Here is a 23,390-nt window from a genome sequence, read left to right on the forward strand (position 1 = left end):
CAGTTTGTTATAAGTTGACTATCAGTTCATTAATAACAACGCTATAAATTCGAACTCGCTAGTATAGCATACGAAAGTGTTTCATTTCTACTGTTTGTATACGAGTTAAGTGGCTAATTAGTGCACCTTTAATCCTCACTTTCATCACTTTAAAAGTAATTACTGTTTTTGCGCTTGTACTGTTGAAAATTAACGGTCTGATTCTTTCAATAATAGTGTTAGTTCTTCAGTCTCACTTTGACTTAGGGGCTGCATACTCTGTTTAGCCATTAAGCTATCTAAGCGAGCTTCTACCTGCCACTTTACTAAGGTCTTGAAACAAGCAACATATTCTGCAGACAGATCAATTTTGTTTTCTATGGGAGACATAAATAATTGACTTAAGTGCGCTATGTGACGATGCTCTCTAAATGCTTCAAACACCTGCGCAGTATTAGCGCTAGGGGATTTTTGGCAGTATTGATGTATTTCTAAGAGCATAGGCAAGCCTTTAATCATTCTAGGATTTAGCATACTAGGGTCGGCGAGTTTGACCTCAGTGGCTAAACTTGGCGACTCAAGCAATAGCCTAATCATCATCCGTACAGGTGATAAACTCAATTGCTGAGGCTCAGCATAATCCATTTTTTTAATTTTGCGTTGTTGATTCGCTTTTTTTACATCGTTGCTATAGTCATGGCCGTCTCCTTCGCCACAAACCCTTTTCAATTGAGCATGCATTAGACCACGTTGATTTTCGCCGACAATATTATCAATAAGTGGTATTGCCTGAGCCTTTAATGCTGCTTTGCCTTCAATGGAATCCACGGGATGCTTGTCGGTAAGGTTGTCAAAAAAGAAGCTCGATAGTGGTTTTGCCTTTGCCATTAGCGCTTCAAATGCGTCTTTACCAATTTTGCGAACCATAGAATCAGGGTCTTCGCCATCAGGTAAAAATAAAAATTTCATCACTTTACCGTCTTGTAAAAACGCTAATGCATTTTCAAGTGCACGCCATGCTGCGTCGCGTCCTGCTCGGTCTCCGTCGTAGCAACATACAACTTCACTTGTAGATTTAAACAACATTTGAATATGTTCAGGCGTAGTGGCTGTGCCTAGCGCAGCTACTGCATAATTGATCTCAAACTGAGATAGCGCAACAACATCCATATATCCTTCAACCACTAATACGCGGCTTAATTGACGATTAGCTTGGCGCGTTTGATATAGACCATATAGCTCATAGCCTTTATGGAACAAGCGTGTTTCTGGAGAATTAAGATATTTGGGGCCGTCTTCATCTATTATTCGCCCACCAAAGGCAACAACGCGGCCGCGTTTATCACGAATGGGGAACATGACCCGATTCCTAAAAAAATCATAGCGGCGTTTATTATCGTTTTCGTTGATTAATTTTAAATCAATCAGTCTTTTTATTTGTTCTGGTTTAATACCAAATTTAGATGTAACGCCATCCCATTCACTTGGTGCGTACCCAATGCCCCAGTGCTTGACAACCTGGCCTGTGAGCCCTCGATTTTTTAAATAATTAATCACTTTGTCAGCGTTTTCGTGATGTTTGAGTTGGTGTTCAAAAAACTGCGCAACTTGTTCCATCAACTGATAGTCTTGCTCACGTTCGTTTTTATCTGGTTTCGGGTTTGCACCTGCTTTGCCTTGCTCACGGGGAACTTCAAGGCCATATTGACCTGCTAAATCTTCTATCGCTTCAACAAAATCGAGACGGTCGTAATCCATGATAAAGCTAATAACATTGCCTTTTGCGCCACAACCAAAACAGTAATAAAACTGTTTTTCTTGGCTCACCGAAAACGAAGGGGTTTTTTCATTATGGAAGGGGCAGCAAGCCTGATAGTTGCGGCCTGCTTTTTTTAGTTTTACTCGGCTATCAATGATATCAACTATATCGCTGCGGGCGATTAAGTCATCAATAAAATCGTTGGGTATACGACCAGCCATAAAAGTTTACTTACGCATTTAGTTTAGACTTAATTATACCACTTACTGCGCCCATGTCTGCGCGACCTTGTAATTGTGGTTTTATTTTTCCCATAACTTTACCCATATCTTGCATGCTAGCAGCGCCGGTTTCGGCAATTGCTTGTTCGACAATACTCATCACTTCGTCTTGGCTAAGCGGTTGTGGCAAAAATGTTTGAATCACTTCAATTTCGGCTTGTTCTTTGTCGGCTAAATCTTGACGACCACCTTTAACAAACTGTGTGATTGACTCTTGGCGCTGTTTTACCATTTTGGTTAAAATTTGCAAAACATCTGTGTCGTTGAGTTCGATACGTTCATCTACTTCTCGTTGTTTCACAGCTGCCAGTGCCATTCGAATAGTTCCCAAAGCTAGCTTGTCTTTGTTACGCATAGCATTTTTTTGGGCGTCTTTTAAAGTTACTAATAATGACATTTTGAAGCTTCCTTAACATTATTCATTCAAATAGGTGGACAAAAGAATCGATACAAATAAAAACGGGCGTCTCAAGACGCCCGTTTTCGAAATTAATTGACGTACTTAATTAGTACAATCTTACGCGACGTGCGTTCTCGCGAGCCAATTTTTTCATGTGACGTTTTTTAGCAGCGGCTTTTTTGCGCTTACGTTCCCACGTTGGTTTTTCAAAAAATTCGCGACGGCGAACTTCAGAAAGCACTCCCGCTTTCTCACATGAACGCTTGAATCTTCTCAATGCGATATCAAACGGTTCGTTGTCTCTTACTTTCACGATTGGCATGTTTACTCTTCACCTTTGCAATTAAATCGTCCGAGTATTTTGCGTCTGTTTCTTATTAAAGACGCGCCCAATTTGGCACTCGGGTTAAAAAATGGTGCGAAATAGTAATGCTTATTTTGCCTTTTGTAAAGCATAAATAGTGAAAATGAAGCGATTAAAGTACATAAATTTACATTCAACTTGAAAATCATGTTTGTTGCTTGCAAAACAGGATATTCGCACGCTTATCAATTATAATAACGCGTAATCTTTAATATAGCGAAAAACATTTAAATATGAACGTATTAGGCATAGAAACATCTTGTGATGAAACAGGCATCGCTATTTACAATAACGAAAAAGGTTTACTTGCTCAACAGTTGTATAGTCAAGTGAAGTTACACGCCGATTATGGCGGTGTAGTGCCCGAACTCGCATCAAGAGATCATGTGCGTAAGATTGTTCCTTTGGTGCAAGCTACCCTAGAAAAGTCAAATCTTAACAGTACTGATATTGACGGCATAGCCTACACGCGAGGGCCTGGTTTAATTGGTGCGTTGCTAGTGGGTTCATCGATGGCACGAGCATTGGCTTATGCGTGGGATATTCCTAGTTTAGGAGTGCACCATATGGAAGGGCACTTATTGGCGCCAATGCTCGACGATAATCCACCTGAATTTCCATTTGTCGCCCTTTTAGTATCGGGTGGTCATAGCATGCTGGTTGATGTAAAGGGCATTGGTCAATATAAAGTACTCGGCGAATCTGTTGACGACGCAGCAGGTGAAGCGTTTGATAAAACGGCTAAGTTGTTGGGTTTAGATTATCCAGGTGGGCCTTTATTAGCAAAATTAGCCGAAAATGGACGCGGTGGTATATACAAATTTCCTCGCCCAATGACCGACCGCCCCGGTTTGGATATGAGCTTCAGTGGCCTAAAAACCCATGTGGCTAATACGATTCGCACGGAGCCAAACGATCCACAAACACAAGCTAATATAGCCTACGCATTCCAAGAAGCAGTAGTAGACACTTTGCTCATCAAGTGCAAAAGAGCACTAAAACAAACAGGTTTAAAGCGCATTGTAATGGCCGGTGGTGTCGCGGCCAACAAAATGCTTCGAGAAAAATTTGCGCAGGCCAGCGGCAAACATGGTTTTGAAGTGTATTATCCTGGTTTTGAGTATTGCACTGACAATGGCGCCATGATCGCCTATGCAGGTTGTCAACGCATGTTGGCTGGCGAAACTAGCGATGTAAGCACAAAGTCTTTGCCTCGTTGGTCACTAGAGTCCTTGAGCGCTATTTAAGCTCAAGCTAACACTAAAACTAGGTATGCGGAAATAAAAATTAGGTAAACATACTCATGTAAAACTAAGAAAATTGGTGTGTTATTGGATATGAGATTTTTATCATTTACTTATATCTAAGGATTAGAACATGCTATTAAAAAAACACTTTTTTTGCGTAAGCTCTTTATTTTCTGTTGCCCTCTTTTCTAATATTTTTCTCGGAACTGTTCTGGGAAACAACGCACAAGCTGCCATCATTACGCAAGCAACAAGTGAATTAGAGTATACACACAATTACTCGGTAAACAATGGACGCGTGCCTGAAGGAATAAGACTTTCAACAACGCCGCAGACTCTTTCTATTGGAGGGAATGCGCGTAGTGAGGTGGATGAGGAAAGTGCTATAAATGAAAATGCGAGTGAAGTTCAAGTAGCTAACCCATTTAGTAATCCGGTACTGCCATATGAGGCTCGCCGAAATAACCGCACTACATTTAATGCAGGTGCCGAGGGTGCACAAAGCGATTATGATATTTCGGTACGAACGGTTAATGACCCTGATGCTGATCCTACAGCCTCCTCAATTATTCAGAGAGATACAAATAATAGCGGAGCTGCTGAGTTAGTCTTGTTGAGCCAAACCGTTGCCGCTGAAGCAGAATCTAGATACAACATGACCCGAGGGTATACCTTAGAAAATATTAGCAATCAACGCCAACAATTTTTTATAACAGGTAATGTGAGTTTTGATTTGTTTAGTGAATATGAAGGCTTAGGTGGATTTGCAAACTCGGCAATGAGTTTATTTACATTGTTTGAGAACGTTGCGGGCGTAAACGCAACTTTAGATTTAACTAGCGTTTATGACCCAGATATTGTCCAGAGCAACGCTAATGCATCGGTATTTGAAAGACTCACCACAAATGAGCCAAACTTTGGTGGCTTTTTGCTTTCAACTTCGGCCCGTGCTGAAGGTGGCGGTAATATAAGTACTGCCAGTATTAGCGAGGCATTTAGTTATCGCATACTAATTGACATGGATGTTGGTACCCGCTTCGATTTTTTAACCGGCTTTAGTCAGCGAAATACCGTTTTGTTTGATCCACAATCAGTTGAGGTAAATGGCCCTGCTATATCCCTATTATTTAGCGTTTCGTTAGTATTACTTGGGTTTAAACGATATGGCAAAAGCAGACATCACTAAGACTTATTTTTTGCTTTTTCTTTACTGCTAAACAAGCGTTTAATGTTGTCACGATGTTTGCCAATAATAAGCAGGCATAAAAGTGTCACTGCAATGGTGTAGTCGGGTTCGAAAATATAGGTGTAAATAGGTGCAAGGCTAAAGGTAACTATCGCCGCGACCGACGAAATTCGAGCAATTGTAAAAACGCATAGCCATGTGCCAAATAAACATCCTGCCAAAGCCCAATCTAAAGGCATTAACGCACCAAGAGCGGTGGCTACGCCTTTTCCCCCTTTGAATTGAAAAAACACGGGGAATATATGGCCTAAACAAGCCGCAATTGCAACTAAGCTTAATGCTATGGGAGCCAAGCCAAACAAAAAACCAGCATAGACTGGAATAGCGCCTTTCAATAGGTCAAACAAAAAAACGATAGCAGCTGCTTTTTTGCCGGCAACTCTGAGAACGTTAGTTGCACCAGCATTTCCAGAACCTTGTTGACGAATATCTTGTATGGCAAACAAGCGAGTTACAATAATGGCACTTGAAACTGAACCAATAAGATATGCGCCAACAACAAAAAAAACTATTGATGTAGTCATATACTTAAGCCGTTGTTTCGCGATACACTATTTATAGGGTACTAGAGCTAGCGCGACATAACAAACTGCGCTTAGCGAACTATTGACAAGAATGACAGCGTTGAAATATTTGAAAATGGATACTGTTTTTATAGAAGGGCTAGAGCTAGAAACACTTATTGGTGTTTATGAGTTTGAACGTAAGGCCAAACAACGTATCATCGTCGATCTTATAATGCAGGGCGATTTAAGCCAAGCAGCGCAGTCAGATAATGTTAAAGACACCATTGATTATGGTGCTGTTGCTAATTGTCTAGCACAAATATGTGACATGGCATCATATCAGTTGTTGGAGGCTCTCGCCGAAGAAATGGCGACGACTATTTTAGACAAATTTGCGATTACAACGCTCACTCTCAAAATAAATAAACCTGATATCTTAAACAATGTCAGCGCGGTAGGGATTCAAATTACCCGTCAAGCTCAAGGAAATGCATAGTGAGCTCTTTAATACTCATTAGTGTTGGCTCAAACATAAATAAAATAGACAATACTAGAAGTGGCTTAAATGCCTTAGCCTTGGCATTTGATGATTTATCTTGTTCAAGTGTTTATGAGAGCGAATCAGTCGGTTTTAATGGTGATAATTTTTATAATTTAGTAGTAAAAGCTAACACATCAAAGACCATCGGTGAAGTGTGCAAATGTTTAAAAAAAATCGAAGACGACCATGGTCGTAAGCGAGAAGTAAAGTTCTCAAGTCGGACCTTGGATTTAGATTTATTGACCTACAATAATGAAGTATGTGAGCAGCCAGTTGTGTTACCACGTGATGAAATCGAATATAACGCTTTTGTATTGCAACCTATGGCTGAATTAGTGCCAGAACTTCGTCACCCTGTTACACGTCATACTTATGCTGATTTGTGGGCGAATTTTTCTAAAAGCGTGGCAGGCCAGAAACAAAAATTATGGCCAATTACTTTTACATGGAGCAAAAGCCCTAAATGACCATTTACGAAATTATCATTTTAGCTATTATTCAAGGCTTAACTGAGTTTTTACCCATTTCGAGCTCTGCTCATTTGATTTTACCGGCCGAAATTTTGGGCTGGCGCAATCAAGGTTTAGCCTTTGATGTTGCTGTGCACGTTGGTAGCTTACTCGCGGTCATGATTTATTTTAGACAAGATATCTGGCGCTTGTCTCTTGCTTGGTTTGGTCAGGGGTTTACTCGGCAACAAAGCAACGATAGCAAACTAGCTTGGTGGGTCGTGCTAGGCACAATACCGGCTGGCTTGTTCGGTTTTTTAATGAAAGACTGGATTGAATTAAATGCACGTTCAGCACTAGTTATCGCAATAACTACCATTGTGTTTGGTTTATTGCTTTGGTATGCCGATGCAAAGGCAAAACAAACGCGCACTACCGACAATTTGACACTTAAAGACACTATATTGATTGGTATAGCGCAGGCTATCGCAGTAATTCCTGGTACTTCACGCTCAGGGATTACCATGACTGCAGGTCTGATGTTGGGACTAAATAGAGAAAGTGCCGCGCGCTTCTCTTTTTTACTTTCAATACCGATTATTCTAGCGGCAGGGCTTTTTTCAGCCTTGGACTTACTTGAGGCAAAAACAACGGTTGATTGGCAAGCACTTATTTATGGAGCAGGCTTTTCATTTGTAGCCGCTTATTTTTGTATTTTTCTATTTTTAAGTTGGATATCGCGAATTGGCATGTTGCCCTTTGTTATTTATCGTTTAATTTTAGGCCTTGTTTTACTGTATTTTGTTTTTACTTAACTAAGTCTTACGAGCTTTCAGTTGTATAAAATTCATGCAATTTTGTTAAATTACAAATGGTGTTTGCCAGTTAATATTGCTTATATTATCTAGACAAATAATCCCTTTAAAAAAATAAGGATAAAAAGTGACTACTATCTTTACAAAAATTATTGAAAAACAAATTCCTGCCGATATTTTATTTGAAGATGAAAGAGTGTTGGCTTTTAAAGACATTAGTCCTCAAGCACCTATACATTTTTTGGTGATTCCAAAAAAAGAAATAGCGACAACGAACGATATTTCTGCGGAAGATGAGGCAGTAGTTGGTTACATGCATCGGATTGCAGCAAAAGTAGCTAAAGACTTTGGCGTTGACCAGCAAGGATATCGGACGGTAATGAATTGTAACGCAGATGGCGGTCAAACTGTGTATCATATTCATTTACATGTATTGGCAGGTAAACCTCTTGGTTGGCCACCCTATACTGACCGTTTAAAAGTTGAATAAGCGCATTGTTAAAACCATCCAATCTAAAGATTCTTCATTAAATATCAGCATGTATTACGATAGTTGTTATGTAAAAAATACATACATAACGCGTCGAGTGCTTAAGGAATAGTAAAATACTGACTCAATAAATAAGGCTTATTAAATGTCTACGCAAAATGCACTTCTTACAATTTTGGTTGAAAAAATCAACAATGACACCTTAGTACTACCTACATTACCTGCAATAGCGCTGAAAGTGCGAAAAGCGGCAGATGACCCAAATATTAATTTAAATTCGATGGCAGAGGTTGTTGGCCAAGATCCATCGTTGAGTGCGCGAATGGTAAAAATTGCCAATAGCGCCTATTTAGGACGTGCGATTAAAGTTGCTTCAACATCCCAAGCCGTTACTAGAATTGGCTTATCACAAGTTAAGAATATTGCAACCGCGCTAGCTATGGAGCAATTATTTGTATCAAAAAATGAAATTGTTAAAGCTTATATGGATAAAAAGTGGGTTAAAATGATTGACGTGGTTGCGCATGCCATGGCCGCTATGACGCACTTTCAAAAAACCACAAAAGACAATTCACTGAGCGTAGACACTATGACGCTCTCGGCATTAGTTGCCGATATTGGCGCCTTACCAGTTTTGACTGAAGCCGAAAGACATGACAGCGTATTTGCAAATCCAACTTTTTTAGATGTAGCAATAGACAAGCTATCGGGGAGAATTGGCGGCAGTATTATGCGTAAATGGAAGTTTAACGAAATTTTTATAGAAGTGGCTGAGCATTGGCGTGAATTAGACTATACCTCGTCGTCTGTAGGTTATATCGATTTTATTCGCGTGGGTGCGGCATTGTCTGGCAATATAGATGAAAAAGATGAAGTGCTTGCTAGTGCACAAAAAAGAGGTCTTTTCAAAGATGTTCAAGAATACCACTCAGACGAGTTTGTTGCTTTAACTGACGCCGCTAAGGGTATTTTCGCTTAGGCTAGGCAAGAGAGTTTGGAGATCCCACGCCTTCGCGTGGGATGACATTACAACGCGTGGGATGACAGTGCAACGCGTGTTTGTGGCCCATACTGCGTACTATTCGTTTAATTCAAATGCATTTTCCAACTTGGCAATAAAGCTTTTTATCTCACTAGCAAACAAAACAAAGTCAGCATCTAACTTAACCGCGACATCACCTTTTGGAATATCTTCGTTTTGCTCGATGACAATATCGGTAAATTTGATACGTTTGACAGACAAATCATGCTCTATGATAGCAGTCAAGCGGTCGCTGAAAGCAATGGCTAGTTTCTGCACTAGTTTTCCAGCTTGGATATGGGCAAGCACTTCGTCTTCGTCTAAATTCTGTTTTTTAACTTTAATAGTGCCACCATTATCTGCACTTGACTGAAATTCAGCCTCGTCTAGCAATTCTACGTCTGCTGGACAATCTTTCATTAACCAATCAGTCAATATATGCTGTTGTGAGGCTTTGGCTAAAGGGAGCGCTGGCAATGACCCTAAGCATTTACGTAAACATGCTAAAAAAACCTCAGCGTTTGCATCGGAACTAGCGTCAATAATGACTAGCTTTTTATCTAATGATACAAAGCCATTAATGTGGCTGTACTTACTAAAAGCCTGCGGCAATAATCGATTAGTAATTTCTTCTTTTAAATCTTTTTGTGCTTTTTTAGGCATAGGTGAACCTGACTCTGATTCAAATTCGCCAACTTTTAAATTGAGTTCATCATTGATGACACTAGCAGGTAATAATTTACTCTCCCGTTTAAGTTTGAATAATATATCTTGATTTGCTTGTTGGAAAAGACTATCAGTTTGCGGAATAGGGCTTACCCATCCCATACTATGAATTTCTTGTGATTGACATGCTTTGAAAGACATAGCTTCTAATTGTAGTTGTAATTGTGCAGTGTCGATCGTAAAGTCTTCGGGTAGGCGATAAATTTTTATGTTTTTGAACCACATATTTTGAATATCCAAGAAAAAAGAGGCGAGAGAGTAGCAGTCTGACTAAGACAGGTCAAAATCGTTTTGTCATAAAAAAGCAAAAAACTTGACTTATTTTGTTAGATGTTTCATAAAACTGTCACACATCACTCCAATAATACGGTCAAAATCTATGACACGAGTGAAAAAGAAGATGTCTCATACTATCCTTTTGGTTGAAGACGAAGCACCTATACGCGACATGCTTAGCCTTGTTTTGGAGCAGGCGGGTTTTATTGTGGACGAAGCAGAAGACTACGACGTTGGTTTAAATAAAATTTGTGAACCTTACCCCGATTTGATTTTACTTGATTGGATGTTGCCTGGCGGCAGTGGTGTACAGTTAGCAAAAAAATTGAAGCAGCATGAGTTTGCAAAAGATATTCCCGTTATCATGCTTACAGCTCGTTCTGAAGAAGACGACAAAATCCGCGGTCTTGAAGCGGGTGCCGATGACTATGTAACTAAGCCATTTTCGCCCAAAGAGTTGGTAGCAAGAATAAAAGCGGTAATGCGCCGTGTTACGCCTACCTCAAAAGAAGAACCAATTGAATTTAATGGTTTGGTATTAGAGCCAGTTTCACATCGCGTCATGAGTAAGGACTTGCCTATCGATATGGGACCCACCGAATTCAAACTCTTGCATTTTTTTATGACTCACCCAGAACGTGTTTATAGCCGCGAACAACTTCTAGATAATGTTTGGGGTACTAATGTATATGTTGAAGACCGTACTGTAGACGTGCATATTAGACGACTTCGTAAAGCTATTTCAGAAAATGGCCACGACACACTTATCCAGACGGTGCGTGGATCGGGTTATAGATTTTCGGTAAAACGGTAATATAGTTTTATGTATTACCCGCAGTCATGGACGCGTTCGTTGATACGTTTTTGCTTTTTTGTAGCAATGACTGTGGCTTTGGGTCTAGTTTTTGACCAACTGCTTTTAGCATTGATATTAGCGCTGTCGGCTCTATTGATATCAAACTATTTTCATTTATACAGGCTTACCCGATGGTTATGGCAAAGTCGAAGTTTATCACCGCCAAGTGCGCCAGGAATTTGGCATCATATTTATGAAGGTGTTTATCACCTGCAACGAAGAAATCGCAGCAAACGTAAAAGTTTAGGCGAGTTAATAAAACGCTTTAGAGAAGGTTCAGAAGCCTTACCTGATGCGGTAGTAATTATTGATAACGAAGCCCGTATAGTTTGGTGTAATCGTAATGCTAGAATTGAACTTGGCTTACATTGGCCCGAAGATAATGGTAGACGAATCGATAATTTAATTCGTCATCCAAGTTTTGTCGATTTTTTGCATCAAGGGGATTATCAATATCCGATAGAAGTGCCAGCTCCAACTAATCCTAATAAAATATTTGAATATAGGATAATGGAGTATGGACAAGATCAACTATTGTTAATCATTAGAGATATATCTCGTGTATCTCAACTAGAAGAAATGCGTAAAGATTTTGTTGCTAATGTTTCCCATGAACTAAAAACCCCATTAACAGTAATCAATGGCTATCTCGAAGTATTAGAAGTAAAAGACGATTCAAGTGATCCAATCTTAAAAAAGGCCTTGGCAGAAATGGGGTCACAAACTCAGCGCATGCAAGTTTTAATCGAAGACTTATTAATTTTGTCACGAATTGAATCGTCAAATGAGCGCATATTTGAAAAAATCGTTGATATGCCAGCTATGTTTATGCAGATAAAGCTTGAAGCTGAGGCATTGAATAAAGACAAAGGCCATAAAATAAAATTCAATATTGATGAAGACTTGAGTGTTTATGGTGTAGAGACAGAGCTGCGCAGTGCTTGTTCAAATCTAATTTTTAACGCGATTCATTACACGCCGCCTAATGGGAAAATTGAGCTTATTTGGAAACGCAGAGCGAATGGTGCTTATTTTGGCGTCAAGGATAATGGTGATGGCATAGAAGACAAGCATTTAAGACGGCTAACTGAACGTTTTTACCGCATAGACAAAGCACGTTCGCGCAAAACCGGAGGTTCTGGTCTAGGTCTGTCGATTGTAAAACATGTCTTGCACCATCATAACGCCGTACTGGATGTAAACAGTGTGGTAGGCAAAGGTAGTGAGTTTTCATTTTTATTACCACAAGAATTAATTGCCGACGAATGGGATGATTAACATGCGTATTTTGTTGGCAATATTAATTTATGTATGCGCTTATGAAGCATTTGCTGCACAAACACTTAACACCAACGCCAACGCAAATGTCCCAGAGAAAGAGTATCCTTACCACTCTACGCCAGGTGTATACGGTACCATTACCTCGGTGGGTTCTGACACCTTGGCGGGTTTGATATCGATTTGGGCACAGCGATTTCAAGAAATATATCCACATGTTAATTTTCAAATTCAAGCGAGTGGCTCTGCTACAGCAAGTCAAGCATTGACTCAAGGCAGTGCTAGTATTGGTCCGATGTCGAGAATACTAAGCAACCAAGAAATCTCCAATTTTACCGATGTTCACGGCTACCCGCCCACAACCCTAGTTGTCGCCATCGACGCAATTGCTATTTATGCCGAGCGGAATAATCCAATTGAAATACTAACGCTGCAACAAGTTGACGCTTTATTTTCAATTACGCGGATTTGTGGATATCACACAGCAATTACACATTGGCAACAACTTAATATTGACAAATTTGGTAGCAAGCAAACTATTCAGTTATTTGGTCGAAACTCTGCCTCTGGCACTTATGATTTATTCAAACAAAAAGCACTTTGTGAGGGTGACTTTTTGCGCTCTGTTAATGAAATGCCGTCATCTTCGTCTGTTGTTCAATCAGTAGCATCTAGTATCGGTGGCTTAGGTTATGCAGCCTTAGGTTACCAGAGTAACAATGTGAAAACCTTGGCCTTAGCTGGCACAGATGGGGAGTTTTATGCCCCAACTCCAGATAACTTAAGACAAGGTAAATATCCCTTTACAAGATTCCTGTATATTATTGTTAACCAAGCACCGAATAAACGCTTAGCTACATTAGAACAAACCTTCCTACGTTTTGTATTGTCTGATGAGGGACAAGCGATTGTGGATAACAATGGCTATTTTTCAGTCTCTAAGCCTATGATTAAGCGACAATTGACTCGCTTTAGCATGAAGTCTTTAACATCTCATAAATAAATTAAAATCAATAAAAACAATGGGATAGCATTTAATTGTTAAAGTTTTATGACATCTTTCCCTTGTAACAATTCTGTCATTTAGCTGAGTTATTCTTTTGCCACTTTTATGTATTTGTGCATTTTCTAACTTGGAGTCAAACATGAAACTCAACCGATTTTTTAAGGCCTCAGCAATAGCTTCAGCCATTGTCTTGGCGGCGTGTGGCGGCGATATAAATATTTCCGAAGGCGATATCGTCGATAATTCGTCTGTTACTACTAATAATAATGGTGGAGGCGATACGCCAACTACGCCAACAACACCTGATGATACTAAACCAGGACAAACGAATAGTTTCTTGAGTGGAGAAGTTAGCACAGCGTTAGGACAAACTATTGAAGTGCGCACAATCAGTGGTCGATTAACCGACGCTGATGCAACAAATGGTGTGATTGAATTAACTAATGACACGGTTTGGGCGCTTGAAGGTCCAGTGTTTGTTGGTAACGATAAGGCCGACAGTGTCACGCTAAGAATTGAAGAAGGTACAATCATCTTAGGTAGAACCGGTGGTGATTATCTAGTAGTGAGTCGTGATTCGGAAATTGACGTAAACGGAACGGCAGCTAGCCCAGTTATCATGACCTCTTTGAATGATGTTTTAGGTGATGAAGTAGGTGCTGGTCAATGGGGTGGTATGGTTATCTTAGGTAATGCGCCTTCTACCAAATGCCCTCAAGATGGTTCTTCATGTGCGCTTCAAGTCGAAGGTGTTGAAGAAGGTGCTGTATTTGGTGGTACAGACAGCGCAGACAGTTCTGGAAGCCTACGTTATTTAGTGGTTAAGTACGCTGGTTTTGAGATTGCACCAGATAATGAACTTAACGGTATTACTTTTGGCGGTGTTGGTTCTGGTACAGAGGTAGATTACGTTCAAGTGCATGCTAACGCAGATGACGGTGTGGAATTTTTTGGTGGTTCAGTTAATGCCAAGCATTTAGTGTTAACTAACATTCAAGATGACTCGGTTGATTGGGATAATGGTTACAATGGGCGTTTGCAATATGTATACGTAGAGCATGCTGCTGATAATTCTGACGCCAACCGCGGTATTGAAGGTGATGGTGACGGCGGAGATGGTGATGCATTTTCAAAACCTATGGTGGCAAACATCAGTATAATCGGGAATGACTTTGACACTTCTGATGCTGATTCAGAAGGTGTGTTATTGCGCGACCAAACTGGTGCTATTATCATGAATATGCTGATTACTGGGTCTGCAGGGATGGGCGAATGTCTTGAAATGGATACCGACGATACAGTACAAGGCAACTTAAGTGATGGCGACATTGCAATTACTAACTCGTATATTGCTTGCTCTGAAGCGTTTAAAGTTGAAGATGGCAGTGTTGATTTGAACACTTGGTTCACTACAACTCAAACGGGTAATACCCTGTTAGCGTTTGAAGACCGTGCTCAACTTGGCCTTAACCAAGACGGCACGTTGACATCTGAGAGTGCACTACGTACTGGCGGTGGCAATCCTTCGACGCTAGATTCTTTCTTTACTGCAAGTGAGTTTGTGGGTGCTGTTGGTGATACTGACTGGCGCGACGGCTGGGCCTTTGGGTTTGGCGGTGGAACTATAGAAGTAGTGCAAAGTGCCTCAGGTTGTCCTGCAGGAACTACTACTATTGCAGCAGTAGACGGTAACACTAATACTTGTGAAGTTTCAGGTCGTATTACTTCTGATTTGCGCTTAACTAACAATAACATTTATGCACTTTCAGGTGCGGTGTTTGTGGGTGGCGATAACACTGACAGTGCGACACTAACGGTTGACCCTGGTACTGTTGTTTATGGTGCTTCTGGTAACGATTACTTGGTTGTTAGTCGTGGCTCTCAAATTGTAGCTGATGGTACGGCTGATAGCCCAATTACTTTTACTTCACGTGAGCACGCAGCAAACGGTTTAGTAGATGGCTTAGCTAACGGAGAAGCAGGCCAGTGGGGTGGTATGATCATCTTAGGTAATGCTTACTCTTCGAAATGTCCAACTGACGGTACAGCATGTGCGTTGCAGGTTGAAGGCGCGCAAGAAGGTGCAGTATTTGGTGGTAGCACGAACGACGATAATTCAGGTACTTTGCGTTACGTCCGCGTTATGCACGGTGGATTTGAAATTGCACCAGATAATGAGCTAAATGGCATCACGTTTGGCGGTGTAGGTTCAGCAACAACTGTTGAATATTTACAAGTGCATAAAAATGCAGACGACGGTGTAGAATTCTTTGGTGGATTTGTTAATGCTAGATACCTTGTACTTACTGGTATTCAAGATGACTCTGTTGACTGGGATAATGGTTATCAAGGTAAAATGCAGTATGTGTTAGTTAAACATGCTGACGACAACTCAGATGCAAACCGTGGTATCGAGGGTGACGGTGACGGCGGCACAGGTCCTGACTTCTCAGACCCAATGATTTCTAACATGACGATTATTGGCAATACATTTGATACAAGTGACGCTGATTCTGAAGGTGTGTTGTTACGTGACCAAACAAATGCAAAACTTTATAATTTTGTAGTAACAGGTCCTAGCGGTATGGGTGAGTGTTTTGAGGCTGATTTGAGCGATGGCGACACTACTCTTGAAGCGAACATGGCGAGCACTGCAGATACACGCTTGATATTCGAATCATCAGTAATTGCGTGTGATGAAGCAATTAAAGATTCTGGTACCTTTGACCAAACAGCTTGGTTTACTGGACAAACTGGTAACAGCTTTGCGGCTAATCAAGCAGCGGTATTAAACGGCATTTATACAATAGACGCTACAACACCGACTGATGTTACAACTGTTGATTCTTTCTTTATGTCAGTTGACTTTATAGGCGCAGTAAAAGACGCTGATAACGACTGGACTGCAGATTGGACTGTTGGCTTAGAATAATACTAAGCCAGTAATAGTATGCAAAACGAGATAGTTAAATTAGACAGTCTAATGCGGGAAAAGAGGTCAAACATGTGTAAACCTAACAAGAGGTTCATGTTATCTGCGGTGTCTTTGATAGTAATGACCGCGCTGACAAATACTGGGCAAGCAATTGCCCAGCAGTCAGAGGATGATGCGATTGAAGAGGTTGTAACAACCGGAACAAGGTTGAAAGGAACCGCAACAGCGGTGATTGAGGAACGTAAGAACCAAGCTTTTGTTGCCGATATTTTGGGTGCAGAGCAAATATCCAGGACGGGCGATTCAGATGCTGCATCTGCGCTAAGAAGGGTAACAGGTTTAACCTTAGTCGACGGCAAGTTTATTTACGTAAGAGGCTTGGGTGAGCGGTATTCAAGTACTGCGTTAAACTCTGCAAGTGTTCCTAGCCCTGACCCAACTCGAAATGTTATACCCTTGGATTTGTTTCCGGCAGATATCATTGAAAGTTTGTCAGTACAGAAGTCTTATTCGCCTTCTATGCCAGCTTCTTTTGGTGGTGGTAACGTTGACATTCGATTGAAGTCTATCCCGGCTCAATTAGTGTTCAATGCTTCAGTAGGAACAGGCTATAACACCGAAAATGGCAGCAATGGCTTGGACTACAATGGCGGTGGTGATGACTGGCGTGGTCAGGACGATGGTTCAAGGGCGGCTCCCGATGCTATCGCACAGCGTTGGGCCAGTAAAAACTTTTTGGATAATTTAGAACAAGATGTTGCGGTGGGGTTACTTTCGCAGGTAAAACGCGATTATGACCCTTTCGAAGAGTCAATAGGACCTGACGGAAGCTTTAACCTTACTCTTGGTAATAGTTTCGACCTAGATGATGACAGAAAGTGGCGAGTAGGATTTTTGGCGACGGCTGGTTATAAAGCGTCTACGGAAGTTTCTCAGCAATACGAATTACAGCAGGCTGACCGTGTTGGTGACGATATTATCAATGTACGTTTTTTTGATGATATAAGCGCAACTGAGCGCACGGTGCAGTGGTCTCATTTGTTTAATCTGGGTATTGACTACAATCGTAACCATCAAATTGATTACTCGTTAATTGTGTTAAACGATACTCGCGACGAAATTCGTACGCAGTTTGGTAACACTGAGAACCTTAGTCAAGCGGAAGGCATAAGAATTCGCGATATTGTGACTGAATATGAAGAACGTCGCTTGTTTACTAATCAAGTACGCGGCAAGCACACCTTTCCTGAGCTCAACTTTTTGGGCTTTGATTGGCGTGTTTCGGTGGGTCGTTCTTTACGAAATGCGCCTGGAAACATGGAAGCTCGTTTCATTATTGAAGATGCTAATCAGGATGATATTTTTGACGAAGTCAATGAAATTAGTTTGATTAACGCACCTACAGCGGGTCGATATTCTTTCCAAACCCTAAATGATCGACTTGAGAACTCGGGCTACAACTTTACTTACCCTGTTAGCAGTGAAAACTGGGAAATGGAATTTAAGTACGGTGCAGATTTTGTAACAAAATCAAGAACTGCTGAAAACCGTCGGTTCGATATTAATACCCGTGCAATTGCTGATTCATCATTACTTATCGGAAATTCTTTTGGCGATATCTTGAGTAACGATGTGTTAAATTCTGCGGCATTTAATTCGGCACCCATTATTAGAGACACTACAATTGCCGGTGATGATTATGTTGCTGGACAAAAAATCGATGCTTATTACATAGAGGGTGATTTTTTCTATAAAAATAAGTGGCGTTTTTCTGGTGGCTTTAGATGGGAAGATTTTAGACAAGTTGTTGCGCCACTCGACCCACGCACTAATCAGTTTGATTTAGCTGACGATGCTGACCGGTCGGAACTGGCCTTTCAAGAAGATGATTTTTACCCAGCTTTTGCAGTTACCTATATTAAAGATGATAGCATGCAATTTAGAGCTAGTATTGGGCAAACAGTAGTGCGTCCCGACTTACGTGAAGTGAGTTCAGCGACCTTTATTGACCCATTAACTGAGTTCCCTATTGCGGGTACACCAGGTGTTCGTACTACATCTATCATCAACTATGACCTGCGTTGGGAATGGTATCGAGAACTAGGCAACAATTTGTCCATAGGTTTATTCTATAAAGATATGGAAGATCCTATTGAATCTGTACAATCGCCTGCGCAAGATGGTCCACCATTGATCAGGATTGCTAATGCTGAGTCTGGCGTGGTTTATGGGGTTGAACTGGAGTTTTTGCAGGACTTAAGCTTTGTAGGTGACGGTATTTGGGAGAATTTGTTTTTGTCAGGTAACTTGACTGTGAGTGATTCTGAGATTGAGTTAGACAGACAAAGCATTGTTGACCAAACAGGTGTTTCGGCAGCCATTACAAATATCAAAAGGCGATTAACAGGTCACTCGCAGTTTGTGGCAAATTTACAAATGGGTTATGACTCGGTAAATGGTGAACATTCTGCGTCATTGGTATACAACGTGTTTGGCGATCGTATTTTGATACCCGGTATAGATGGTTTTGATGATAGCTTTGAAACCCCTTTCCATTCTTTGGATACGGTTTACAAATATTATCCTAACTTTAATACAACCATTACGTTTAAAGTTCAGAATCTGTTAGATCAAGATAAAGAACTTGAATTTGAAGGAGTATTACTGCGTTCTGAAACGCGTGGCAGAGGCTTGAGTCTCAGCTACAAGTACGATTTCTATTAATAGTCATATGTCGATTTTCGTCTTGTGTTTGAGTTAAATTAATATTCAACACAAGACGGAAATGTTTCTATTAATAAAAACATTCAATTTATTCAAGTATTCGCTACATTACGCCGATATTGGGGGAATAAGCGACAGAGTTATTTGAGTGAAACATTAAACCTAATATAGCCGGAACTACCCCACCTATTGATGTAAGAGCGACTTTTTCGGCGCTCTCTATTCTTGTTTTGTTTGCGATATTAATGTCTATCTTGGTGACTGTTTTTACCTTGCTTAGTGCAGACCAACAGGCGTCTGAGGTGCCTAAGGTATCTGAAGGTAAATTAGATCTGACTGGGACCGATATTACTCAACGCCAACCAATAAAATTGTCTGGCTCATGGGATTTTTATTGGCAAAAGCTGTTAACTTTTGATGAACTTGGCCTTCAGGAAGATACACCGACCCAAGTTGAATTTCCTGGAATTTGGCGAGGAAAGAATCACCAAGGAAAAACCCTTGATCATAATGGTTTTGCGACATACGTTGTTGAGGTGTCTTTGCCAAAAAACTATGAACATTTAGCTATTAGAGTGCCTAATATTGGCAGTGCTTATAGGCTTTATGTGAATGAAAACTTGATTGCTTCTGGCGGTCAGGTGGCAAACAATGCAGAACGACATGTTTCAAAATATTCACCAGGTACATATGCATTCAAACCCGATGGGCAAGTATTTAAACTGCTCTTGCAAATATCAAATTATGACTACTATTGGGGTGGCTCGTGGAACGCACTAGAGCTTGGCACGCATGATCAGCTCCAGGAAAAGTTGGTTCGTGAAACATTAAAAACGTCGTTTATCGTTGCTATATTCTTTACCATTTCATTGTTTAATTTATTGCTATTTTCCTTACGCATAAGAAACATTCTTCCTCTAATCATCGCGATGATAAGTATTGGCTTTGGTATACGTGAAGCAGAGATTAACAACCTGTTGCATTATGTAAACATATTTGACTCGAACTTTTTGATTAATATTCGCACAAACTTTCTGTCATTTACTGGTTTAGCTCCTCTTTTGATAATGTATTTTTATCTGTCTTTTAAAAATGTGTATAACAAAATAGCAATATACATGATTGTTGCTATCACAGTGGGTTTTAGTCTTTTTATTGGTTTAGCCCCAATTCATGTTTTTAGTAATAAGTTGCCTTATTTTCAGTTTTTAATAATGGGTATTATCGTCTATTTGATATTTGGCTTAATCAAGGCCATTTACTTAAAAAAACGCAATGCAGGAACGCTTTTTATTGGCAGCTTGATTTTAGCCTGCCTATCAATCCATGACATTTTTTTGAGCCTTGGTTGGATCAATACTGTTCCCCTTGTTAGTTTAGGCTTAGTGGCTTTTGTGATGTGTCAGAACTACATTACTTATGCGGATTTCATTTTAGCGAGTACCAACAATAAAAAATTGAATCGAGTGTTAGAGCAACAAAATAATGAGCTGCAGCAGTTTTCCAATTCACTTGAAAAACAAGTCGAAGAACGAACGGAAGAATTGGAAAACCTTAATCGTAAATTAGAACTTTTAGCAAATGAAGACGCTTTGACAAGTGCATACAATAGGCGTGGTATTTCTGTTTTTCTAGAGCAAGCAAAAGCAGTACAAAAACGTTCGGGAACACCATTTTGTATTGCTTTAATTGATTTTGATAATTTTAAAACAGTGAATGATTCTCTAGGTCATGATGTGGGTGACCTTACTTTAAAAAAGGCTTGTGAACTCATCCAAGCAATTATTCGTGAGCAAGATAAGTTTGGCCGTTGGGGAGGAGAAGAGTTTGTTTTGTTGGCAACGGATACCAACCTGCAAGGTGCAGCCTTTATCGCTGAAAAATTGCGTTGCGAAATTGAAGAAAAACTAGCTGAGCTGATAGCTTACAAGGTTACTGTAACAATAGGCGTAGCCGAATGTGGTATCGAGGAAAACATTGAGTCGTGTTTAAAAAGGTCCGATAACGCATTATACAAAGGAAAAATGGAAGGCCGAAATCAAGTCGCCTTAAGCAAGAATTAGGCGTCCAGCCAATCCTTATTCCTCACACTAGCTCAACATTCATATTTGATAATTTTCACTAAATATTGTGTAGCATTCTAGGCTTTTTATTTTGTGAAACATTTGTTACGACAAGCTTTTTATGAGCGTTTTGTCATAAAAATGTCACACAATATATCTACTATCTCCACGTTCAAATTTTTGACAAATAACACTCAGGAATGTTTATGAAGGTTTTACGCTCACTCAGGTTAGCTTCGATGTTAGGCGCGGTGCTGGTTAGTTGCAATATTGCTAATGCACAGGAAGAAACGGTTTTAGATAATGCTAGCCAAACTGCTCAGGAAATAAATGATTCTGCTGAAAAAACACAGCAAACTATCAATGGCATTACTGAACAAATTGATAGCAAGCTGCAGCAATATCAGGTGCTAGTAAAAGAAATCGAAGGCTTGGAAGTATATAACGGTCAGCTTCGTAAACAAATAAGCAACCAAGAACAAGAAATGCGTGATTTAAACGCTTCAATAGATGAAGTGAGTGTTATCGAACGCCAAATCACGCCGCTAATGCTAAATATGATAAACGGGATGGAGCAGTTTGTTGCACTTGATATACCGTTTTTGGAAGAAGAGCGTAGTTTTCGTATTGCAGATTTAAAAGCCATGATGGACAGAGCAGATGTTGCCCCTTCTGAAAAATTCCGCCGGGTAATGGAGGCGTACCAAGTTGAGCTTGACTACGGACGTTCAATTGAAGCATACACAGGTTTACATCCAATTAATGGCCAAGAGCGAGCAGTTGAATTTTTACGCATTGGCAGAACCGCTTTGTTGTACCAAACAAATGATGGTCAATTGCAAGGCGTATGGAATAAACAGACCCGTCAATGGGATGAACTAGATTCTAGCTATCGTACTTCGATACAAAAAGGCTTGCGTATTGCTAAAAAGCAAGTTGCGCCTAATTTATTGACCGTGCCTGTCGCGATTACTGACTAATTAAAGACTAGGAATAAACAAAATGAAATTGATGAAAAATATAAGCAAAAAATTAGTCTTTGTTAGCGCGGTGATAGGTATATTTACTGCTTTGCCATTGCAGTCACAAGAAAACGAACGTGCCTTAGATTTAGATGCGCTTTTGCAGCAATTAGAAGAAGGTAAGTTTTCGCAGAGTCAGCAAAATAAAGCTAGAGAATCTGATTTTATCGCCAAACGTTCTGAGCAAGATCGGATACTACGTGAAACAGTTGCAAGACGTGATGGATTGTTACGACAATCAGAAACACTCGAAACTGAATTTGAAGAAAACGAATTCAAACTTGCTGATTTGAGCGGTGCCCTCGACACACGTTTGGGTTCATTAAAGGAACTTTTTGGTGTGTTACAACAAGTTGCTGGAGATACCAAGAGCAAATTCTCAAATTCAGTGATTTCGGCTCAACTGCCTGGCAGAGCTGCGTTTTTAGACAATATGGCTCAATCCATGGGTAAGTCTTCTAAACTGGCTTCAATTGAAGAGATTGAACGTGTTTGGTTTGAAATACAGCGTGAAATGACAGAAGCTGGTAAGGTGACTAAATTTACTACTGAGGTTATCCAAGCAGATGGTGAGAAGGTCAGTAAAGAAATCACTAGAGTCGGTCCTTTTGCCCTTATCGCAGACGGCAAATATTTAGAATACAAAGGCGAAATTGACACTGTGCTCGAATTGAAACGTCAGCCTCAGGCGCGCTTTTTAGATACGGTTTCTGCTCTTGAGAACTCCTCGGGTGAGCTTGTTGGCTTCGGTTTGGACCCTACTGGGGGGTCAATTTTGGGTCTGTTAGTGCAAGCTCCTAGTTTAAAAGAACGAGTAGAGCAAGGTGGTCTAGTTGGTTACATTATTCTTGTCGTGGGTGCGATAGGTTTATTACTCGCTTTAGAGAGGCTTATTAGTCTTACATTCATAAAAATGGGTGTTAATAAACAGCTTAAATCTGACGAAGTAAAAACTAACAATCCACTTGGTCGCATTTTACAAGTACGTAAAAAATATCCACATGCTGATGTAGAGTCTTTAGAATTGCATTTGACAGAAGCCATATTGGCGGAAGTGCCTAAACTGAGTCGCTTTTTAACTATCATTAAAATTATTTCTGTAGTGGCGCCATTGATGGGCTTATTAGGAACAGTTACCGGTATGATAACAACTTTCCAAGCGATCACTTTATTCGGTACTGGCGACCCTCGCATGATGGCAGGCGGTATATCAACAGCGCTTGTTACAACAGTGCTTGGGCTTGTGGTGGCGATTCCTACCACCTTACTTTATGCCATGCTAAATACGCGTAGTAAAAATATTGTATATATACTGCAAGAGCAAGCGTCGGGCGTAATTGCCGAACGAGCTGAAAGTATAAACAGCAAATCATCTTCTTAACGCCAATTTATAAATGACATAGAGG

Annotated in this window: 20 protein-coding genes; 15 read left to right on the top strand and 5 right to left on the bottom strand. The window is 40.3% G+C overall.

Annotated features, from left to right (window positions below):
* Positions 1 to 189: 189 nt before the first annotated feature.
* The 3 genes from dnaG to rpsU all read right to left on the bottom strand — a co-directional run bounded on the left by dnaG (position 190) and on the right by rpsU (position 2,741).
* On the bottom strand, positions 190 to 1,959 hold the full coding sequence (dnaG, locus tag RM552_RS00915; RefSeq protein WP_311366920.1) for a DNA primase: 1,770 nt from the start codon (positions 1,957 to 1,959) through the stop codon (positions 190 to 192).
* Positions 1,960 to 1,969: 10 nt separating this feature from the next.
* Positions 1,970 to 2,416, bottom strand: coding sequence for a GatB/YqeY domain-containing protein (locus RM552_RS00920; RefSeq protein WP_311366921.1), 447 nt, complete (start codon positions 2,414 to 2,416; stop codon positions 1,970 to 1,972).
* A gap of 109 nt (positions 2,417 to 2,525) precedes the next feature.
* Positions 2,526 to 2,741 (bottom strand): 30S ribosomal protein S21, encoded by a 216-nt coding sequence (gene rpsU, locus RM552_RS00925; protein ID WP_006013751.1) that lies wholly within the window; start codon positions 2,739 to 2,741, stop codon positions 2,526 to 2,528.
* A 275-nt stretch (positions 2,742 to 3,016) separates the two neighbouring features.
* Between rpsU and tsaD the strand changes: the two genes are divergently transcribed.
* Positions 3,017 to 4,030: a tRNA (adenosine(37)-N6)-threonylcarbamoyltransferase complex transferase subunit TsaD gene (gene tsaD / locus RM552_RS00930; RefSeq protein ID WP_311366922.1), complete on the top strand. Its 1,014-nt coding sequence runs from the start codon at positions 3,017 to 3,019 to the stop codon at positions 4,028 to 4,030.
* A gap of 130 nt (positions 4,031 to 4,160) precedes the next feature.
* A complete protein-coding gene (locus RM552_RS00935) occupies positions 4,161 to 5,216 on the top strand; it encodes a hypothetical protein (protein ID WP_311366923.1) in 1,056 nt (351 codons plus the stop codon).
* On the opposite strand, the gene plsY is transcribed toward RM552_RS00935, so the two are convergent.
* Positions 5,213 to 5,800, bottom strand: coding sequence for a glycerol-3-phosphate 1-O-acyltransferase PlsY (gene plsY / locus RM552_RS00940; protein WP_311366924.1), 588 nt, complete (start codon positions 5,798 to 5,800; stop codon positions 5,213 to 5,215). The two genes, RM552_RS00935 and plsY, sit on opposite strands and share 4 nt — an antisense overlap.
* A gap of 100 nt (positions 5,801 to 5,900) precedes the next feature.
* Between plsY and folB the strand changes: the two genes are divergently transcribed.
* From folB to RM552_RS00965, 5 genes are all read left to right on the top strand, one after another.
* On the top strand, positions 5,901 to 6,278 hold the full coding sequence (folB, locus tag RM552_RS00945; protein ID WP_311366925.1) for a dihydroneopterin aldolase: 378 nt from the start codon (positions 5,901 to 5,903) through the stop codon (positions 6,276 to 6,278).
* Entirely contained in the window at positions 6,275 to 6,790 is a 516-nt protein-coding gene (folK, locus tag RM552_RS00950) for a 2-amino-4-hydroxy-6-hydroxymethyldihydropteridine diphosphokinase (RefSeq protein ID WP_311368243.1), read from the top strand. The genes folB and folK overlap by 4 nt, the downstream gene beginning before the upstream one ends.
* Positions 6,787 to 7,587 (top strand): undecaprenyl-diphosphate phosphatase, encoded by an 801-nt coding sequence (locus tag RM552_RS00955; RefSeq protein WP_311366926.1) that lies wholly within the window; start codon positions 6,787 to 6,789, stop codon positions 7,585 to 7,587. Before folK ends, RM552_RS00955 begins: the two co-directional genes overlap by 4 nt.
* A 127-nt stretch (positions 7,588 to 7,714) precedes the next feature.
* Complete coding sequence (locus RM552_RS00960; RefSeq protein ID WP_311366927.1) at positions 7,715 to 8,077, top strand: histidine triad nucleotide-binding protein; 363 nt, start codon at positions 7,715 to 7,717, stop codon at positions 8,075 to 8,077.
* A gap of 145 nt (positions 8,078 to 8,222) precedes the next feature.
* Complete coding sequence (locus tag RM552_RS00965) at positions 8,223 to 9,056, top strand: HDOD domain-containing protein (RefSeq protein WP_311366928.1); 834 nt, start codon at positions 8,223 to 8,225, stop codon at positions 9,054 to 9,056.
* A 99-nt stretch (positions 9,057 to 9,155) separates the two neighbouring features.
* On the opposite strand, the gene rdgC is transcribed toward RM552_RS00965, so the two are convergent.
* Positions 9,156 to 10,049, bottom strand: coding sequence for a recombination-associated protein RdgC (gene rdgC / locus RM552_RS00970; RefSeq protein ID WP_311366929.1), 894 nt, complete (start codon positions 10,047 to 10,049; stop codon positions 9,156 to 9,158).
* Positions 10,050 to 10,224: 175 nt separating this feature from the next.
* On the opposite strand from rdgC, the gene phoB reads away from it, so the two are divergent.
* From phoB to RM552_RS01010, 8 genes are all read left to right on the top strand, one after another.
* Positions 10,225 to 10,914 (top strand): phosphate regulon transcriptional regulator PhoB, encoded by a 690-nt coding sequence (gene phoB, locus RM552_RS00975; protein WP_311368244.1) that lies wholly within the window; start codon positions 10,225 to 10,227, stop codon positions 10,912 to 10,914.
* A 9-nt stretch (positions 10,915 to 10,923) separates the two neighbouring features.
* The gene (gene phoR, locus RM552_RS00980) at positions 10,924 to 12,234 is read left to right on the top strand and encodes a phosphate regulon sensor histidine kinase PhoR (protein ID WP_311366930.1); all 1,311 of its coding nucleotides are present in this window, start codon (positions 10,924 to 10,926) and stop codon (positions 12,232 to 12,234) included.
* 1 nt (position 12,235) lies between these two features.
* On the top strand, positions 12,236 to 13,237 hold the full coding sequence (locus RM552_RS00985; RefSeq protein ID WP_311366931.1) for a PstS family phosphate ABC transporter substrate-binding protein: 1,002 nt from the start codon (positions 12,236 to 12,238) through the stop codon (positions 13,235 to 13,237).
* Between the two features lie 142 nt (positions 13,238 to 13,379).
* Positions 13,380 to 16,172 (top strand): hypothetical protein, encoded by a 2,793-nt coding sequence (locus RM552_RS00990; RefSeq protein WP_311366932.1) that lies wholly within the window; start codon positions 13,380 to 13,382, stop codon positions 16,170 to 16,172.
* Between the two features lie 72 nt (positions 16,173 to 16,244).
* Positions 16,245 to 18,899, top strand: a complete 2,655-nt coding sequence (locus RM552_RS00995) for a TonB-dependent receptor domain-containing protein (RefSeq protein ID WP_311366933.1) — start codon at positions 16,245 to 16,247, stop codon at positions 18,897 to 18,899.
* 245 nt (positions 18,900 to 19,144) lie between these two features.
* Positions 19,145 to 20,962: a sensor domain-containing diguanylate cyclase gene (locus RM552_RS01000; protein WP_311366934.1), complete on the top strand. Its 1,818-nt coding sequence runs from the start codon at positions 19,145 to 19,147 to the stop codon at positions 20,960 to 20,962.
* 206 nt (positions 20,963 to 21,168) lie between these two features.
* On the top strand, positions 21,169 to 21,942 hold the full coding sequence (locus RM552_RS01005; protein WP_311366935.1) for a DUF3450 domain-containing protein: 774 nt from the start codon (positions 21,169 to 21,171) through the stop codon (positions 21,940 to 21,942).
* A gap of 22 nt (positions 21,943 to 21,964) precedes the next feature.
* Complete coding sequence (locus tag RM552_RS01010; protein WP_432277167.1) at positions 21,965 to 23,365, top strand: MotA/TolQ/ExbB proton channel family protein; 1,401 nt, start codon at positions 21,965 to 21,967, stop codon at positions 23,363 to 23,365.
* Positions 23,366 to 23,390: the final 25 nt, after the last annotated feature.

The organism is Glaciecola petra, from assembly GCF_031846345.1.
In the GTDB taxonomy this organism is placed as follows: domain Bacteria; phylum Pseudomonadota; class Gammaproteobacteria; order Enterobacterales; family Alteromonadaceae; genus Glaciecola; species Glaciecola petra.

Coding starts and splice junctions, on each gene's coding strand:
- RM552_RS00955 (WP_311366926.1), top strand. CDS start 6,787: ATGACCATTTACGAAATTATCATTTTAGCTATTATTCAAGGCTTAACT.
- RM552_RS01000 (WP_311366934.1), top strand. CDS start 19,145: ATGTCTATCTTGGTGACTGTTTTTACCTTGCTTAGTGCAGACCAACAG.
- dnaG (WP_311366920.1), bottom strand. CDS start 1,959: ATGGCTGGTCGTATACCCAACGATTTTATTGATGACTTAATCGCCCGC.
- RM552_RS00995 (WP_311366933.1), top strand. CDS start 16,245: ATGTGTAAACCTAACAAGAGGTTCATGTTATCTGCGGTGTCTTTGATA.
- RM552_RS00935 (WP_311366923.1), top strand. CDS start 4,161: ATGCTATTAAAAAAACACTTTTTTTGCGTAAGCTCTTTATTTTCTGTT.
- rdgC (WP_311366929.1), bottom strand. CDS start 10,049: ATGTGGTTCAAAAACATAAAAATTTATCGCCTACCCGAAGACTTTACG.
- RM552_RS01010 (WP_432277167.1), top strand. CDS start 21,965: ATGAAATTGATGAAAAATATAAGCAAAAAATTAGTCTTTGTTAGCGCG.
- RM552_RS00920 (WP_311366921.1), bottom strand. CDS start 2,416: ATGTCATTATTAGTAACTTTAAAAGACGCCCAAAAAAATGCTATGCGT.
- rpsU (WP_006013751.1), bottom strand. CDS start 2,741: ATGCCAATCGTGAAAGTAAGAGACAACGAACCGTTTGATATCGCATTG.
- RM552_RS00985 (WP_311366931.1), top strand. CDS start 12,236: ATGCGTATTTTGTTGGCAATATTAATTTATGTATGCGCTTATGAAGCA.
- phoB (WP_311368244.1), top strand. CDS start 10,225: ATGTCTCATACTATCCTTTTGGTTGAAGACGAAGCACCTATACGCGAC.
- phoR (WP_311366930.1), top strand. CDS start 10,924: ATGTATTACCCGCAGTCATGGACGCGTTCGTTGATACGTTTTTGCTTT.
- RM552_RS01005 (WP_311366935.1), top strand. CDS start 21,169: ATGAAGGTTTTACGCTCACTCAGGTTAGCTTCGATGTTAGGCGCGGTG.
- RM552_RS00990 (WP_311366932.1), top strand. CDS start 13,380: ATGAAACTCAACCGATTTTTTAAGGCCTCAGCAATAGCTTCAGCCATT.
- RM552_RS00965 (WP_311366928.1), top strand. CDS start 8,223: ATGTCTACGCAAAATGCACTTCTTACAATTTTGGTTGAAAAAATCAAC.
- tsaD (WP_311366922.1), top strand. CDS start 3,017: ATGAACGTATTAGGCATAGAAACATCTTGTGATGAAACAGGCATCGCT.
- plsY (WP_311366924.1), bottom strand. CDS start 5,800: ATGACTACATCAATAGTTTTTTTTGTTGTTGGCGCATATCTTATTGGT.